General features: G+C 67.3%; 14 protein-coding genes. 7 read left to right on the forward strand and 7 right to left on the reverse strand.

The window, feature by feature from the left end; all coding sequences use genetic code 11:
* Nucleotides 1-120 precede the first annotated feature (120 nt).
* Entirely contained in the window at nt 121-2505 is a 2385-nt protein-coding gene (locus GO999_RS05695) for a UvrD-helicase domain-containing protein (RefSeq protein ID WP_016726346.1), read from the forward strand.
* Nucleotides 2506-2538: 33 nt separating this feature from the next.
* Here the strand turns inward: GO999_RS05695 and GO999_RS05700 are convergent, their stop codons facing one another.
* From GO999_RS05700 to GO999_RS05715, 4 genes are all read right to left on the reverse strand, one after another.
* Nucleotides 2539-3336, reverse strand: a complete 798-nt coding sequence (locus tag GO999_RS05700; RefSeq protein WP_011002162.1) for a BPSS1780 family membrane protein — start codon at nt 3334-3336, stop codon at nt 2539-2541.
* Complete coding sequence (locus GO999_RS05705; RefSeq protein ID WP_011002161.1) at nt 3327-4331, reverse strand: homoserine kinase; 1005 nt, start codon at nt 4329-4331, stop codon at nt 3327-3329. Before GO999_RS05705 ends, GO999_RS05700 begins: the two co-directional genes overlap by 10 nt.
* 84 nt (nt 4332-4415) lie before the next feature.
* Complete coding sequence (locus GO999_RS05710; protein ID WP_016722808.1) at nt 4416-4835, reverse strand: membrane protein; 420 nt, start codon at nt 4833-4835, stop codon at nt 4416-4418.
* 82 nt (nt 4836-4917) lie between these two features.
* Nucleotides 4918-5871, reverse strand: coding sequence for an LOG family protein (locus tag GO999_RS05715; RefSeq protein WP_211906649.1), 954 nt, complete (start codon nt 5869-5871; stop codon nt 4918-4920).
* Nucleotides 5872-5875: 4 nt separating this feature from the next.
* Here GO999_RS05715 and polA point away from each other — a divergent pair, with 4 nt between their 5' ends.
* The 4 genes from polA to GO999_RS05735 all read left to right on the forward strand — a co-directional run bounded on the left by polA (nt 5876) and on the right by GO999_RS05735 (nt 12082).
* Nucleotides 5876-8710, forward strand: a complete 2835-nt coding sequence (gene polA, locus GO999_RS05720) for a DNA polymerase I (RefSeq protein WP_211906650.1) — start codon at nt 5876-5878, stop codon at nt 8708-8710.
* A 184-nt stretch (nt 8711-8894) separates the two neighbouring features.
* Nucleotides 8895-10220, forward strand: coding sequence for an NAD(P)/FAD-dependent oxidoreductase (locus GO999_RS05725; protein ID WP_211906651.1), 1326 nt, complete (start codon nt 8895-8897; stop codon nt 10218-10220).
* A gap of 43 nt (nt 10221-10263) precedes the next feature.
* The gene (locus GO999_RS05730; RefSeq protein WP_016722811.1) at nt 10264-11145 is read left to right on the forward strand and encodes a dienelactone hydrolase family protein; all 882 of its coding nucleotides are present in this window, start codon (nt 10264-10266) and stop codon (nt 11143-11145) included.
* Nucleotides 11146-11275: 130 nt separating this feature from the next.
* Nucleotides 11276-12082, forward strand: coding sequence for a ZIP family metal transporter (locus GO999_RS05735; RefSeq protein WP_011002155.1), 807 nt, complete (start codon nt 11276-11278; stop codon nt 12080-12082).
* Nucleotides 12083-12158: 76 nt separating this feature from the next.
* On the opposite strand, the gene GO999_RS05740 is transcribed toward GO999_RS05735, so the two are convergent.
* The 3 genes from GO999_RS05740 to put2H all read right to left on the reverse strand — a co-directional run bounded on the left by GO999_RS05740 (nt 12159) and on the right by put2H (nt 15248).
* Complete coding sequence (locus GO999_RS05740) at nt 12159-13049, reverse strand: sulfurtransferase (protein ID WP_071623872.1); 891 nt, start codon at nt 13047-13049, stop codon at nt 12159-12161.
* 29 nt (nt 13050-13078) lie between these two features.
* Entirely contained in the window at nt 13079-14053 is a 975-nt protein-coding gene (locus GO999_RS05745) for a DMT family transporter (RefSeq protein WP_064477921.1), read from the reverse strand.
* 97 nt (nt 14054-14150) lie between these two features.
* On the reverse strand, nt 14151-15248 hold the full coding sequence (put2H, locus tag GO999_RS05750) for a putrescine 2-hydroxylase Put2H (RefSeq protein ID WP_016722814.1): 1098 nt from the start codon (nt 15246-15248) through the stop codon (nt 14151-14153).
* A gap of 332 nt (nt 15249-15580) precedes the next feature.
* Between put2H and GO999_RS05755 the strand changes: the two genes are divergently transcribed.
* Both GO999_RS05755 and GO999_RS05760 read left to right on the forward strand, forming a co-directional pair.
* Nucleotides 15581-15865, forward strand: coding sequence for an exodeoxyribonuclease VII small subunit (locus GO999_RS05755; protein ID WP_028853416.1), 285 nt, complete (start codon nt 15581-15583; stop codon nt 15863-15865).
* Nucleotides 15862-16761 (forward strand): polyprenyl synthetase family protein, encoded by a 900-nt coding sequence (locus GO999_RS05760; protein ID WP_011002150.1) that lies wholly within the window; start codon nt 15862-15864, stop codon nt 16759-16761. Before GO999_RS05755 ends, GO999_RS05760 begins: the two co-directional genes overlap by 4 nt.
* Nucleotides 16762-16778: the final 17 nt, after the last annotated feature.

Below are 16778 nucleotides of genomic sequence, written 5' to 3' on the forward strand. Positions count from 1 at the left end.
GTTTGGCCCGGGAAAATGACGGGCGAAAGCCTGGAATTATACGGCCTGTCGGTGGCCGGCATGGGCGAAGCGGGCGAGGCGGCCGGTATAATTTCCGGATTCCGCAAAGGCTCTCCCCGCATGTCCGAACTGCTCGCTCACCTGAACCCCGAACAACGCGCCGCCGTCACGCTTCCCGACGAGTCGGCGCTGATCCTGGCCGGGGCGGGCAGCGGCAAGACGCGCGTGCTGACCACCCGCATCGCCTGGCTGATCCAGAGCGCCCGGGTGTCGCCGTCGGGTGTGCTGGCCGTCACCTTTACCAACAAGGCGGCCAAGGAGATGACCGCCCGGCTGTCCGCCATGCTGCCGATCAACACGCGCGGCATGTGGATCGGCACCTTCCACGGCCTGTGCAACCGGCTGCTGCGCGCGCACTACCGCGACGCCGGGCTGCCGCAGACCTTCCAGATCCTCGATACGCAAGACCAGCTCTCGGCCGTCAAGCGCCTGCTCAAGTCGCTGAACATCGACGACGAGAAGTTTCCGCCGAAGAACGTCCAGTACTTCATCAATGGCGCCAAGGAACAGGGCCTGCGCGCAGGCGACCTGGAGATCGCCAATGAGTTCGACCGCCGCATGGCCGACCTGTACGCTGCCTACGATGCGCAGTGCCAGCGCGAAGGCGTGGTCGATTTTTCAGAGCTGCTGCTGCGCTGCTATGAGCTGCTGCGTTACAACGATGCGATCCGCGCGCACTACCAGCGGCGCTTCAAGCACATCCTGGTCGACGAGTTCCAGGACACCAACCGCCTGCAATACGCCTGGCTGAAGATCCTGGCCGGCCTGGGCGAGGCGGGCGTCACGCCCAACGCCATCTTCGCCGTGGGCGACGACGACCAGAGCATCTACGCCTTCCGTGGCGCCAACGTCGGCAACATGGTGGACTTCGAGCGCGAATTCCGTGTCGCGCACCGCATCAAGCTGGAGCAGAACTACCGTTCGCACGGCAACATCCTGGACACGGCCAACCACCTGATCGCCCACAACACCCGCCGCCTGGGCAAGAACCTGCGCACCGACGCCGGCCACGGCGAGCCGGTGCGCGTCTACCCGTCCGCCACCGACGGGCAGGAGGCCGGCTGGATCGTCGAAGAAATCCGCGAGCGCATCGCCAGCGGCACGGCGCGTTCCGAGATCGCCATCCTGTATCGCAGCAACGCGCAGTCGCGGGTGATCGAGCATGCGTTGTTCTCGGTGGGTATTCCCTACAAGGTGTATGGCGGGCTGCGCTTCTTCGAGCGCGCCGAAATCAAGCACGCGCTGGCCTACCTGCAACTGCTGGAGAACCCCGACAACGATGCCGCCTTCGGCCGCGTGGTCAACTTCCCGGCGCGCGGCGTCGGGGCGCGGTCGCTGGAGCAGCTGCAGGATGCGGCCAAGCTGTATGGCGTGTCGCTGGCGGCGTCGGTGCCGTACCTGACCGGCGCGGCGGGGACGAAGCTGGCGGCGTTCGTGCGGCTGATCGAGCAGATGCGCGCCGACACGCGCCAGATGACGCTGCCCGAGATCGTCCAGCACGTGATCCACGCCAGCGGCCTCATCACGCATTACCAGGGCGAGAAGGAAGGTCTCGACCGCATCGAGAACCTGCAGGAACTGGTGACCGCCGCCCAGGCCTTCGTGGCCGAGGAGGGCTACGGCGTCGATGCCATCGCCACCGCGCTGCCGATGCGCCACGACGCGATGCTGCGCATCGAGGGCGGCGAGACGGACAGCGATGCCGTCACCGAGCTGGTCGCCGATGAAACGCCGACGGAGATGACCCCGCTGGTCGCCTTCCTGACGCATGCCTCGCTGGAGGCCGGCGACAACCAGGCACAGGCCGGCCAGGACGCGGTGCAACTGATGACCGTGCACGCCGCCAAGGGGTTGGAGTTCCACGTTGTCTTCATTACCGGCCTGGAGGAGGGCCTGTTCCCGCACGAGAACAGCCTGCTGGACACCGACGGCCTGGAAGAAGAGCGTCGCCTGATGTACGTGGCCATCACCCGGGCGCGCGAGCGCCTGTACCTGTCGTTTGCACAGAGCCGCGTGCTGCACGGGCAGATCCGCTACCACATTCGCTCGCGCTTCTTCGACGAGCTGCCGGAAGCCACGCTGAAGTGGCTGACGCCGCAGCATACCGGCTACAGCCCCACGCGTCGCGCGCAGGGCGGGCAGGGCATGCAGGGCGATAGCGCCTGGGGCCGCGAGTGGTTCAAGCGCCCCGAGCGCGGCGACAACGAGGCCTACACCGGCCGCCCGACCGGCGGCATGGACACCGGCAACACCTACGCCGACACCAAGCGCGCGGCCGGAACGGGTTTCCGCGTCGGCCAGTCGGTGTTCCACAACAAGTTCGGGGAAGGCGTCATCACGACGCTGGAAGGCGAGGGCGCCGATGCGCGCGCCCACATCAAGTTCAGCCGCCACGGCGTGAAGGTGCTGGCGCTGGGCATCGCCAAGCTGGACCCGATCAACTGACCTGACCGGGCCCGTGTACTGCGGGCCGGACGCTCAGGCCGCCGTGTCGGTGGTCTGGCCGGCGGCCTGCGTCACGTTGAAGCAGCCCCGATAGGTGGCGTAGAACGAGCAGTACAGCACCGCCATCACCAGGATCCGGTACGGCGTGGCGATCAGCGGAGCGATGTTGTTGGCGCCGCCCGAGGCGAACAGCGCATCGATGAACAGCGGCACCGCGATCAGCAGCACCGCGAACAGCACGCCATACAGGATGAACGCCGCGCGGTTGCGCCAGACCGCGATCCAGCTGAAGAACAGCGCCTTGCCGACCGGAATGCCGTGCCACGCCACCAGCAGCGGCGAAAACCAGAACAGCACCGCCACCGGGATATACAGCACCGAGCCCATCACCATGGCCAGGTAGAACTCGCGGATGGCGTCGGTGGTGAGCGGCTTGTCGCTCAGTATCGTCGTCAGCGTGTCGACATCGACCATCGTCATCAGCAGGCCGCTGACGATCAGCACCAGCACCGAGTACAGCGCGCCCAGGCGCAGCAGGCCGCGCAGCGCGTCCTTGCCATAGGCCCGGAAGCCGGCGACCAGCGATGCCGGGCCGATGCGCTTGCCCGCCACGGTATCGCGGCAGGCCGACATGAAGCCCACGAAGATGGCCGGATTGGCCAGCAGGATGGCGACCACGCCGATGGGCGGCAGCAGCACCATCAGCAGGTTGACGGAAAACAGGTAGATGAACAGCAGCAGCAGGAACCCGATCGGGTTCTTGCGGAACAGCCACGCACCCTGGCGCAGCCAGACGTAGCCCTGCTTGCCGGAGACTTCAATCAGTTGCATGGTTCGGGAATATCCAATGTCAGCCCCTCGGCGCGCACCCGTTCGCGCAGCACGCGCTCGAAGTGGGTCGGATCATGCGGCTGCAGCAGTTCGGCGTCGCGCGGCAGGTGGAAGTCCCACAGGCGCGATACCCAGAAGCGATAGGCCGCGGCGCGCAGCATGTCCCGCCAGTGACGGGCCTCCGCGTCGGTGAAAGGCCGCACCGCGTGATAGGCGCGCAGCATGGCGCGCATCCGTTCGGCATCGAGCGCACCCGTGGCGAGGTCGACGCACCAGTCGTTGACGGTCACGGCCACGTCGAACAGCCATTTGTCGACGCCGGCGAAATAGAAATCGAAGAACCCGCCCAGGCGCTCGGGCTGGCTGTCAGTGGCCGGCTCGAACAGCACGTTGTCGCGGAACAGGTCGCAGTGGCACGGGCCCTCGGGCAGGGCGGCATAGTCGGCGCTGCCGAAGAAGCGCTGCTGGTGGGCCAGCTCGGCGACCAGCAGCTCGCGCGTGGCGCCCTGCACGAAGGGCTGGATGTCTGGCACCACTTCGTTCCACCACGGCAGGCTGCGCAGGTTGGGCTGGTGCCGCGGGTAGTCGCGGCCGGCCAGGTGCATGCGCGCCAGCATGTCGCCGACGATGGCGCATTCGCTCGTCGTGGGCGCCAGGTTCGAGCGGCCGGGCAGGCGCGTCACGATGGTCGCCGGCTTGCCCTTGAGCGGGCGCAGGATCGCGCCGTCGCGGCCGGGAATCGGCGCCGGCACGCAGATGCCGTGCTGCGCCAGATGCTGCATCAGGTACAGGTAGAACGGCAGCTGCTCGCTGGTCAGCCGCTCGAACAGCGTGACGACGTACTCGTGCGTGGCGCCGTCCTTCTCCGTGGTCAGGAAGAAGTTGGTGTTTTCGATCCCCGAGGGAATGCCGCGCAGCGCGCGGACCGTGCCCACGTCGTATTGCTCCAGCCAGAGGGCGATCTCGGCGTTGGTGACCGGGGTGAAAACAGCCATGCTATGAAACGGAAAACGGTAAAAGGAAACGCGGCGGCCAGATGGGCTGGACCGCCGCTCGGCGCCGGCAATGCGGCGCGGATCTCAGAACTTCAGGATGTTGACCGAGGGCAGGCGGCTGTTGTCGCCGTCGCGCTCGCGGATGCGCGGCGAGCTGTCTTCGGGCTTGCTCATCTGGTACGACGTCCCCATGCCGGATTTGACATGGATGTCGGGGGCCTGGCCCTTGACGCGGTACTCCTCGATCTGGGTGCCGTCGTTGTCGCGATACTCGAAGCTCGGCTTGACGGTCTCGTGGTGGATCGCGCCGCGCGTCGGCTTGGCGATCGGCTGGTTGTTGATGGCCTTCACGTCGGGCAGGTCGAGGCCGGCGCTATCCGGCGTCACTTCGGCCTGCGCGGGCAGGACGAAAAGGCAGGCGGCGAAGGCGGCCAGCGCGCCCGCATGGCGCATCAGGCGCACGCGCGGGACAGCGCAGACCGCCGGGGAAAACAGCGAATCCATGATGGACTCCAGCAATGGTCCGAGACTTCACATTCTAACAGTCCGGGACTGTTGCCATCGTCCATCCGACCGGTGCCGTTGCCTATAGGTAGAACATCTCTTCCTTCGGCGGGATCGGCGAGACGCCTTCGCGCTTTTCGTAGAACTCGTAGACCGCGTCGAGCGCGTCCTTCGGTTCGTCGACGATGCGCATGATGTCGAGGTCGTGCTCGGCGATCAGGCCCATCGGCAGCAGCGTGAAGCGGAACCAGTCGAGCAGGCCCTTCCAGAAATGGCTGCCGAACATCACCACCGGCACGCTGCGCGACTTGCCGGTCTGGACCAGCGTGAGCACCTCGGCCAGCTCATCGAGCGTGCCGAAGCCGCCGGGCATCACGATGAAGGCATCCGAGTTCTTCACGAAGGTGACCTTGCGCGTAAAGAAATGGCGGAAGCGCATCGAGATGTCCTGGTACGGATTGCCCTGCTGCTCGTGCGGCAGCTCGATGTTCAGGCCGACGCTGGCCGACTTGCCGCCGTGCGCGCCCTTGTTGGCCGCCTCCATGATGCCGGGGCCGCCGCCGGAGATGACGGCGAAGCCCGCATCCGAGAACAGCCGGGCAATGTCGATGGTGCGCTGGTAGTACGGCGAATCCTCGCGCAGGCGCGCGCTGCCGTAGATCGAGACCGCCGGGCGGATCTCCGAGAGGTACTCGGTCGCCTCGATGAACTCTGCCATAATCGTGAACATCTGCCAGGAGGCGCGCGCTTTCTTCGCGGTGGCGCGTTCCTCGTCGGCGAGTGCCCGCAGGCTGGGGATCATCTTGCGTTCGGAGCGGCCGTGCGCGGCGTCGGATTTGGCAGCCGCATCCGCTGCCCGATGCTCGGCACCGACCGTCACGTTGACGTCCATGTCGGCCGCCGTGGCCTGATGGGCCGGCTGTACGCCGATCAACTCGGCCGCGGACACGCCGGCAGCCTGCTTTGCCACGCCGCCTTCAGCGGAAGCGCCATTGTCGGAAACGCCGTCGGGCGTTCCAGTCACATTAGAGTCCATGGGAATGTCGGAAAGTCAAGAAACGCTATTGCTCGTCGATGGCTCGAGTTATCTGTACCGTGCTTATCACGCACTGCCCGACTTGCGCAATGGAGAAGGGTTTCCTACCGGGGCCATCTACGGCATCGTGAACATGCTGCGCAAGCTGCGCAACGACTACCCGGCCAAGTATAGCGCTTGCGTTTTCGACGCTAAAGGCAAGACCTTCCGCGACGAACTGTACCCCGCCTACAAGGAGCACCGGGCGCCGATGCCCGATGACCTGCGCCAGCAGATCGAGCCGATCCACGAAGCCGTGCGCGCGCTCGGCTGGCCCATCCTGATGGTCGACGGCGTGGAGGCCGACGACGTGATCGGCACGCTGGCCGAACGCGCCGCCCGGGAGGGCATCCGCACCGTTGTCTCGACCGGCGACAAGGACCTCGCCCAACTGGTGAACGACCATGTCACGCTGGTCAACACCATGAGCAACGAGACGCTCGATCCGGCCGGCGTGCTGGCCAAGTTCGGCGTGCCGCCCGGGAAGATCGTCGATTACCTGTCGCTGATCGGTGACACCGTGGACAATGTGCCGGGCGTGCCCAAGGTCGGCCCGAAGACGGCGGTCAAGTGGCTGGGCGAATACGGCTCGCTCGACAGCGTGATCGCCCGCGCCGGCGAGATCAAGGGCGTGGTCGGCGAGAACCTGCGCAACACGCTCGACTGGCTGCCCAAGGGCCGCGAGCTGCTGACCGTGAAGACCGACTGCGATCTCGCCACGGAAGTCCCGACCTTCGAGGCCCTCGTCGATGGCGGCGAGGATCGCGCCAAGCTGGTCGACTTCTTCGGCCGCTACGGCTTCAAGACCTGGCTGCGCGAGGCCAGCGGCGAATCGCTGCCGGATACCCGCAGCGTGGGCGCGGCGCGCAAGGCCGCCACGCCCGTCAAGCAATACGCACCGGAGGCCGCGGCGCAGCCGCAGGCCAGCCTGTTCGACGTCGAAGCGCCGCCGGCCGAGGTCAAATACGAAACCGTCACCACCGAAGCGCAGCTCGAATCGTGGATGCGGTTGCTGGATGCGTCCGAACTGGTCTGCATCGACACCGAGACCACCTCGATCGATCCGATGCTGGCGCAGCTGGTGGGCCTTTCGCTGTCGGTCGAGCCGGGCCAGGCGTGCTACATCCCGGTCGCGCATCGCGGCCCCGATGTGTCGGGGCTGGACGCCGCCGGGCAGCTCTCACGCGAGGCCGTGCTGGCGCGCATGAAACCGTGGCTGGAGGACGCGGCCCGCAAGAAGGTCGGCCAGCATCTGAAGTACGACGCGCACGTGTTCGCCAACCATGGCATCGCACTGCGCGGCATCGCGCACGACACCATGCTGCAGTCGTACGTGCTGGCCTCGCACCGCAACCACGGCATGGACGCGCTGGCCGAGCGCGTGCTGCACCTGAAGACCATCACCTACGAAGAGGTCTGCGGCAAGGGCGCGTCGCAGATCGGCTTCGATGAGGTGCCGCTCGACCGCGCCACAGAATACGCCGCCGAGGACGCCGACATCACGCTGCGCCTGCACCGCGCGCTGTATCCCAAGGTGGCCGAGGACGACAAGCTGCGCTACGTCTACGAGCAGATCGAGATGCCGACCTCCATCGTGCTGCAGAAGATGGAGCGCAACGGCGTGCTGATCGATGCCGAGCGCCTGGCCAGACAGAGCACCGGGCTGGGCCAGCGCCTGCTGGAGCTCGAGCAGCAGGCCTATGCGCTGGCCGGCCAGCCGTTCAATCTGAACTCGCCCAAGCAGATCGGCGAGATCTTCTTCACGCAGCTCAAGCTGCCGGTCATCAAGAAGACCGCCAGCGGTGCGCCGTCGACCGACGAAGAGGTGCTGCAGAAGCTGGCCGAGGACTACCCGCTGCCCAAGCTGCTGCTCGATTTCCGCGGCCTGGCCAAGCTCAAGTCCACCTATACCGACAAGCTGCCGAAGATGGTCAATCCGCAGACCGGCCGGGTCCACACCACCTACGGGCAGGCGACCGCCGTCACGGGCCGGCTGGCCTCGACCGACCCGAACCTGCAGAACATCCCGGTGCGCACGGAAGAAGGGCGGCGCATCCGCGAAGCGTTCGTCGCGCCGGCGGGCAGCGTGATCGTCTCGGCCGACTACTCGCAGATCGAGCTGCGCATCATGGCCCACCTGTCCGAGGACGAAGGCCTGTTGCGCGCCTTCCGCGAGGGCCAGGACGTGCACCGCGCCACCGCGGCCGAAGTCTTCGGTGTGACGCCGCTGGAGGTCACGGCCGAACAGCGCCGCTACGCCAAGGTCATCAACTTCGGCCTCATCTACGGCATGAGCGCGTTCGGGCTGGCGAGCAACCTCGGCATCGGCCGCGACGCCGCCAAGCTCTATATCGACCGGTATTTCGCGCGCTATCCCGGCGTGGCCCGCTACATGGACGAGACCCGCCTGGTCGCGCACGAACGCGGCTACGTCGAGACGGTGTTCGGCCGCCGCCTGTGGCTGCCCGACATCAACGGCGGCAACGGCCCGCGCCGCCAGGCCGCCGAGCGCGCCGCCATCAATGCGCCCATGCAGGGCACCGCCGCCGACCTCATCAAGCTGTCGATGCTGGCCGTGCAGGACTGGCTGGATGGCTCGCCCAGCGCCAGCAAGCCCGGCGCGCCGATGCGCACGCGCCAGGTCATGCAGGTGCACGATGAACTGGTGCTGGAAGTCCCGCAGGAAGAGCTGTCGCTGGTGCGCGAGCGCCTGCCCGAGCTGATGTGCGGCGTGGCGTCGCTGCGTGTGCCGCTGGTGGCCGAGGTGGGCGTCGGCGCGAACTGGGAAGAGGCGCACTGACGGCGTCGCTGCGGCGGACTGTCGCAGGTGGTTGGCTGCCGCGGCAGCGTCAGAGCGGGCGGGGCGTGTGTGCTGCGCGATCCACCGCTTCCGCGGCCCGTATCGCGAGCGGGCGGGGTTGCAGCGGATGTTGCGTTGCAGCAAACTGCAACCGGAAGATCACAAGACTCACAGGAGTAGCAGCATGGCAGGGCAGGTGGACGGCGCGGGTGGTCCGCGCATCGTGGTGGTCGGCGGTGGCGCCGGCGGGCTGGAACTGGCAACGCGCCTGGGCGACAAGCTCGGCAAGCGCCGCGCCGCGCGGGTCGTCCTGGTCGACCGCAACCCGACACATATCTGGAAGCCGCTGCTGCACGAAGTGGCCGCCGGCAGCATGGACCCGAACACCCACCAGCTCGAATACGCCGCCCAGGCGCGCTGGCACGGCTTCGAGTTCCAGCAGGGCGAGCTGAAGGGCCTGGACCGCGCCGCCAAGACCATCACCGTGTCCGGCTGCGTCGACGCCGACGGCACCGAGGTGCTGCCCGAGCGCGCCATCGCCTATGACATGCTGGTGCTCGCCATCGGCAGCGTGACGCATTTCTTCGGCGTGCCGGGCACGGCCGAGCATGCGATTGCGCTGGATGCCGCGTCGCAGGCCGAGCGCTTCCGCCGCAAGCTGATTTCGGCGTGCATGCGCGCGCAGAACGGCGTGGGCGATGCGCGCGCGCAGGTGGACATCGCCATCGTCGGCGCGGGCGCGACCGGCGTGGAACTGTCGGCGGAACTGCGCAACACCGCCCACGTGCTGGCGGCCTACGGCCTGCACAAGCTGGACCCGCTCCGCGATATCCGCATCCACCTGATCGAAGGGAGCCCGCGCATCCTGGCCGCCCTGTCCGAACGCGTCTCCACCGAGACCACCAAGCTGCTGCAGAAGCTGAACGTGGAGGTGATCACCGGCGAGCGCGTCAACCAGGTCACCGACAGCGCGGTCAAGACGGCCAGCGGCAAGTCGATCCCGGCCGATCTGACGGTGTGGGCGGCGGGCATCCGCGCGCCGGCGATCCTGGGCGAGCTGGGGCTGCCGGTGAACAAGCTGGGGCAGGTGGTCGTCTCGCGCATGCTGCAGGCCGAAGGCGACGACGCCATCTATGCCTTCGGCGATTGCGCCAGCTGCCCGTGGCCCGAGGCATCGGCCAGCGTGCCGCCGCGCGCCCAGGCCGCCCACCAGCAGGCGACCTATCTGTATAAAGCCCTGTGCCGCCGGCTGGAAGGCAAGCCGGTGGAGCCGTTCGGCTTCAAGGACCTGGGCTCGCTGGTGTCGCTCGGCCACTTCAGCGCGGTCGGCAGCCTGATGGGCGGCCTGATCGGCGGCACCATGTTCATCGAAGGGATGATGGCGCGGCTGATGTACACGTCGCTGTACCGCATGCACGTGATGGCGCTGCACGGCTTCGTGCGCATGGCGCTGGATACCGTCACGCACTGGCTGCGCAGCAAGACCAATCCGCGGGTCAAGCTACACTAGCCGCTTCGTTGACCGTCGCCTGCGGGCGCTTTGGGAGAATGCGATGCATGAGCTCGATGCGGAAGTGGAAAGCCTGGTGCCCGGCCGCAGCTTCGACCGCCGCAGTTTCGTGAAGACGGCGCTGGGTTCGGCGTTTGCCGCGGCGGTGCTGCCGGTGTCGGCGCAGGCCATCCACACCGATTTCAACGGGCTGACGGTGGGCGAGGTGACCGTGCCCGTCGGCGACTTCAAGGTGCCCGCCTACCGCGCCCAGCCGGAAGGCAAGACCGGGCTGCCGGTGATGATCGTCGTCAGCGAGATCTTCGGCGTGCATGAATACATCGCCGATGTCTGCCGGCGCTTCGCCAAGCTCGGCTATCTCGCCATCGCGCCGGACCTGTTCGTGCGCCAGGGCGACCCGCAGTCGTACGGCACCATCCAGGAACTGCAGGCCAACGTGATCTCCAAGGTGCCCGACGCGCAGGTCATCGGCGACCTGGACGCCACGGTGGCGTGGGCCAGGCAGAACGGCGGCGATCCGGCGCGTATCGGCATCACCGGCTTCTGCTGGGGCGGGCGCCAGGCCTGGCTGTTCGCCGAGCACAGTCCCGACATCAAGGCCGCGGTGGTGTGGTATGGCCACCTGAAGGGCAATGCGACCGCGCTGCAGCCGGCGTTCCCGATCGACAAGGTGGCCGACCTGAAGGCGCCGGTGCTGGGCCTGTACGGCGCCAAGGACACCGGCATCACGCAGGATGCCGTCCAGGCCATGAAGGCGGCGCTGGAGACATCCGCCAATCCCAGGGCCAAGGCCTCGCGCATCATCGTCTACCCGGACGCCGGCCACGCGTTCCATGCCGACTACCGGCCCAGCTATGTCAAGGCGGACGCCGAGGACGGCTGGAAGAAGTGCCTGGCCTGGTTCAAGGACCACGGCGTGGCGTAGCCCCGCATTCATCCCACACGAAAGGCCCCACGCGGGCCTTTTGTTTTGCGGCGATGCTGGCAAAGGTCGGCAAAGGCGCATACAATGCCTTTCTTCTTGCAACTCTGTTGCGTTTGTTGGCGACCGCCGCATGACCGCTGATTCCACCCTGTTAGGCATTCTTCTCGCTACCGCGCTGTCCGGCATCGGCAGCATGGCCGGCGCCGCCGCGCTGTCGCTGACCGTGCTGGCGCGCGTGGTCGACCGCATGGTCAGTTTCTCTGTCGGCGTGCTGCTGGCGACGTCGCTGCTGCACTCGCTGCCCGAGGCGTTCGAGTCGCACCACGGCATCGAGCCCAATACCCACGCCCTGTTCGCCACGCTGCTGGCGGGGCTGCTGGGGTTCTTCCTGCTGGAGAAGATTGCGCTGATCCGCCATTCGCACCATCACGAGGGCGACGGCCATGGCCACCACCACGGCCATGACCGGCAGGAGGCGGGCCGCAGCGGGCTGATGATCCTGGTGGGCGACGGCCTGCACAACTTCTCCGATGGCATCGTCATCGCCGCGGCCTTCCTGGCCGACACGCGTGTCGGCATCGTCACCGCGCTGGCGATCGCGGCGCACGAGATCCCGCAGGAGATCGGCGATTTCATGGTGCTGCTCAACGCCGGCTTCTCCAAGACGCGCGCCTTCGTCTACAACCTGATCTGCAGCGTGTGCGCGCTGGTGGGGGCGGTGCTCGGCTATTACCTGCTGGATCGCATGTCGGCGTGGATTCCCTACGTGCTGGTGGTGGCCTCCAGCAGCTTCATCTACATCGCCGTGTGCGATCTGATGCCGCAGATGAAGCGCCGGCCGCGCTGGCAGGAGTCCGCCGTGCAGATCGCGCTGGTCACGGCGGGCATCGTGATGATCTTTCTGCTGACCGACGGTCTGCACCACCACGCGCATTGATGGTCCGGTGAGCGGAACCGCATGAAAAAAAGCCCGGCATTGCCGGGCTTTTTGCTGGTCGCGCCGGGGCCCGGCGTCATGGATTCGGTCCGGTCGCCACCGGGCGCGAGGGGTCGCTGACCCATTCGCTCCACGAGCCGGCATAGAGCGCGGCGCCGGGCAGCCCGGCCACTTCCATTGCCAGCAGGTTGTGGCTGGCGGTCACCCCCGAGCCGCATTGCAGCACGGCGTCTTCCGGCCGGGCGCCGGCCAGCACGGCCTCGAAATCGCTGCGCAGCTGGGCCGCGGGCTTGAAGGTGCCGTCGGCCTGCAGGTTGTCGCGGAAGAAGCGGTTGCGCGCGCCGGGGATGTGGCCGCCGACCGGGTCGAGGGTTTCGTTCTCGCCGCGGTAGCGGTCCGGCGCGCGGGCGTCGATGATCGGCAGGGCCGGCTGGCCCAGGCGCTTGAGCACCAGGTCGGCCGTCATCAGCGGCACCAGGGACGGCTTGCGGCTCAGGTTGCCCGGTGCGGTGCTCAGTTGCAGTTCGTCGGGCACCACGCTGTCGACCGGCAGACGCGCAGCCTCCCAGGCCGGCAGGCCGCCGTCGAGCACGGCGACGTCGGCATGGCCGACCCAGCGCATCAGCCACCACAGCCGCGCGGCGAACATGCCGGCCTGCCGGTCGCAGGCGACGACCTGGGTGTCGTCGTTCACGCCCAGCGCGCGCATGCGGGCGACGAAGGCATCGGCATCGGGCAGCGGATGGCGGCCGTTGGTGCCGGTCTTGGGTCCCGACAGCTCGTTGTCCAGGTGCAGGTAGAACGCCCCGGGGATGTGGCTTGCGCGATACGCCTCGCGCCCGGCGGCCGGGTTGGCCAGATCGAAGCTGCAGTCGAACACGATCGTGCTGCGGGGCGCGCTCTGCTGCAGCGCGGCGAGCTGGGGTGCGGTGATCAGCGTGGCATAGCGGGGTGCGCGTTCGCTCATAGGCAATCTCCTGGATCGAAGAGTCGGAATCAGACTTCCGGGTGGATCTCGGCTTCCGGCCCCGACACGGCGGTCTGCGGTGTCGGATGCGCAACGCCCGACTGGCGCGCGCGCATGACCGTGGTGACGATGCCGCTGCCGATGATGAGCGCCATGCCCATCCACGACAGCGCGTTGAGGTGATCGTGCCACAGCAGCATGCCCCATCCGCTCGCAAAGACGATGCCGGTGTACTGGAGGTTGGCAGTCAACAGCGTGTTGCCGCGCTTGTAGGCCCGCGTCATGGCGGTCTGGCCGAGCGTGGCCAGCAGGCCCACGGCCACCAGCAGCCAGGCGCTCTGCCAGGTGTGCGCGTGCGCGCCGGCGATCAGCATCCACGCGCCGCCGGCGATCGAGCTGACCAGCGAGAAATAGAAGACGATGCGCGCCTCGTTCTCGCCCAGGTCGCCCAGCTGGCGGACTTCCACGTAGGCCAGCGCCGTGAACACGCCCGACACCAGTCCGATCATGCCGCCGGTCATCTGCGAGGGGCCCACGCTCGGCTGCAGCAGGCAGATCACGCCGACGAACGACATCAGGATCGCCGTGACCATCTTGCGGTCGGCCCCGCCGGCCTTGCCGGCCAGCGTGGCGCCCGCGCCGATGATGAGCGCGATCCACACCGGCGACATGTAGTTGAGCGTCATGGCGGTGGCCAGCGGCAGCAGGCTGATCGAGCTGAACCACAGCAGCAGCGAGGTCACGCCGAACACGCTGCGCTTGATATGCGAGGCGAAGTGGGGCGTGCGCACGCCGGCCCCCGTGTGGTACAGCACCGCGCCCATCAGCGCCACGCCGATCAGGCTGCGGTAGAAGACGATCTCGCCGGTGCTGTAGTGCGCCGAGGCCAGCTTGACGCAGACCCCCATTGCCGAGAACGCGAATGCCGCGAGCACCATCCAGAGCGATTGTCGGGACGAGCTGATCGTCTGCTGGGCGATGGGTATGGTGTGGTCGGTCGACATGGGCGGGGCGAAAAAAAACGGTGCACGCCGCGCGCGTGCACCGTTTACATTGTCACTCCGTTGGCGCTTGGGCGCCAGCAGTGCCGCGGCGGACGGATCAATAGTCCATCACGCGGCGGTACCACTCGTGGAAATGCTGCATGCCGTCTTCCATCGGCGACTGGTAAGGCCCGACCTCGCTGGTGCCGCGCCTGAGCAGGGCCAGCCGGCCGGCATCCATGCGCTCGGCGATCTCGTCGTCCTCGATGCAGGTCTCCATGTAGGCGGCGCGCTCGGCCTCGACGAATTCGCGCTCGAACAACACGATTTCTTCCGGGTAATAGAACTCGACCACGTTGCGGGTCTTGCCCGGGCCCATCGGATGCAGGGTCGAGACCACCAGGACGTTCGGGTACCACTCCACCATCACGTTCGGGTAGTACGTCAGCCATACCGCGCCGTACTTGGGCATCTCGCCGTTGTTGAAGCGCAGCACGGCGTCATGCCACTTCTGGTAGGTCGCCGTGCCGGGCTTGCGCAGGCCGGCGTGGATGCCGACCGTCTGCACGCTGTACCACTCGCCGAATTCCCAGGTCAGGTCGTCGCACGAGACGAACTGGCCGAGGCCGGGGTGGAAGGGCACGACGTGGTAGTCCTCCAGGTAGACCTCGATGAAGGTCTTCCAGTTGTAGTCGCAGTCGTGCACCTCGACGTGGTCGAGCATGTAGCCGGAGAAGTCGAGGTCGCGCGCCACGCCCAGGCGGGCGAGGTCGTTGCGCACGTCGCGCTTGCCCTCGAACAGCAGGCCGTTCCAGTTCTGCAGCAGCGAGCGCGACAGGTGCACGCACGGCTGCCGCTCGAAATGCGGCGCGCCCAGCAGTTGGCCCTTCAGGTCGTATGTCCAGCGGTGCAGCGGGCAGACGATGTTCTGGGCATTGCCCCGCCCATTGAGCATGATCGCCTGGCGATGCCGGCATACGTTGGATAGCAGTTCGACGCCGTTCGGATTGCGTACCAGCACGCGGCCTTCGGCCTCGGCGGCAAGCGTGTGATAGTCGCCCACCTCGGGCACCATCAGCTCATGGCCGACGTAGCTCGGGCCATGCTTGAACAGACGTTCGATTTCGGTTTGGTACAGCGCCTCGTCGAAGTATGCGGAGACGGGCAGCTGGGTTTCAGACGGCACCAGATTCAGCGCGGTGCTGAGATTGGACATTATCCCCACTCCCAAGAACGGTGAAAGCAGTGAACAACCCAACCATCGAAAAATCGATATGGGAAAGAACGCCATCGGCGGGCGGCATGGCCGCCGTGCGGGGCAGCATGCTGCTGGCCCGGCCTTTGGAGGAAAAAGGACGATTGTACCCCAGGGCCACTGATAAGTCTCTGATTTCGGTCATATTTTGGCGGCAGGCTATCGCCCGGGGCGGGTCCTCTTTCGTCCGCCTGCGTGACGTGAGCGCTCGCCGAGCGTGACGCGGCCGGCACGCGGAGCCCGCGTGGAATTGCCGTAAAATGCGGGACTGTTCTTTCCTTTCCGCAACCGGCATGCCCCGTGCCCAAGACGTCGCCCCGAGCGATGCAACCCTTTCCTCTCCAGCGACCCCAGCTTCCTATGAGGCGGCCATGGCTGAACTCGAAACCCTCGTCGCCAGCATGGAGTCCGGTGAATTGCCGCTGGAAGCCTCGCTGGCGGCATATCGCCGCGGCGCCGAGCTGGTCAGGTATTGCCAGCAGGTGCTGGAGCGCGTCGAGCAGCAGGTGCGCGTGCTCGACGGCGATGCCCTGAAGCCCCTGGCGGGCGAAGGCACGAACGAACAGGGCGGAGCATGAGCGATTTCGCCCACTGGATGGCCTCCGTCGTTGCACGGACGGAAAGCGCGCTCGAACGCGCCCTGCCCGGCGAATCGGTCGCGCCGCAGCGCCTGCATGCGGCGATGCGCTATGCCACGCTGGGGGCGGGCAAGCGGGTCCGCCCCCTGCTCGCGCATGCTGCCGGGGCGCTGGGCGAGGCATCGCCCGAGGCGCTGGACGGCGTGAGCTGCGCGGTGGAGATGATCCACGCCTATTCGCTGGTCCACGACGACATGCCCTGCATGGACGACGATGACCTGCGCCGAGGTCGCCCCACGGTGCATCGCGCCTATGATGAAGCGACGGCGCTGCTGGTCGGCGACGCTTTGCAGACCCAGGCCTTCATCGCGCTGGCCGAGCTGGGCGCGGTGAGCCCGGCCACGCGCGCCGGACTGGTCGGCGAGTTGGCGCGCGCGTCGGGTTCGCTCGGCATGGCGGGCGGGCAGGCGATCGATCTGCAGAGCGTGGGCGTGGCCCTGTCGCAGGACGCGCTGGAGACCATGCACCGCATGAAGACCGGCGCGCTGCTGCGGGCAAGCCTGCGCATGGGCGCCCTGTGCGCCGGCGTGAATGCCGCGGCGCTGGAACAGGTGGACGCCTACGCGGGCGCGGTCGGACTGGCATTCCAGGTGGTCGACGACATTCTCGACGTGACGGCCGACACCGCCACGCTGGGCAAGACCGCCGGCAAGGACGAGGCCAACGACAAGCCGACCTATGTGTCGATCCTCGGCCTGGAGCGCGCGCGGGCGCTGGCCGATGCGTTGCATGCCGCGGCGGGCGCGGCGGTGGCGCAGCTGTCCCGCGAACTGGGTGAAGCGCGCACCGCCAGGCTGGCCGGGATGGCCGACCTGATCGTGTGGCGTGGCCACTGAACAACATTGCACTGACA

Source organism: Ralstonia nicotianae (genome assembly GCF_018243235.1).
Lineage (GTDB): Bacteria > Pseudomonadota > Gammaproteobacteria > Burkholderiales > Burkholderiaceae > Ralstonia > Ralstonia nicotianae.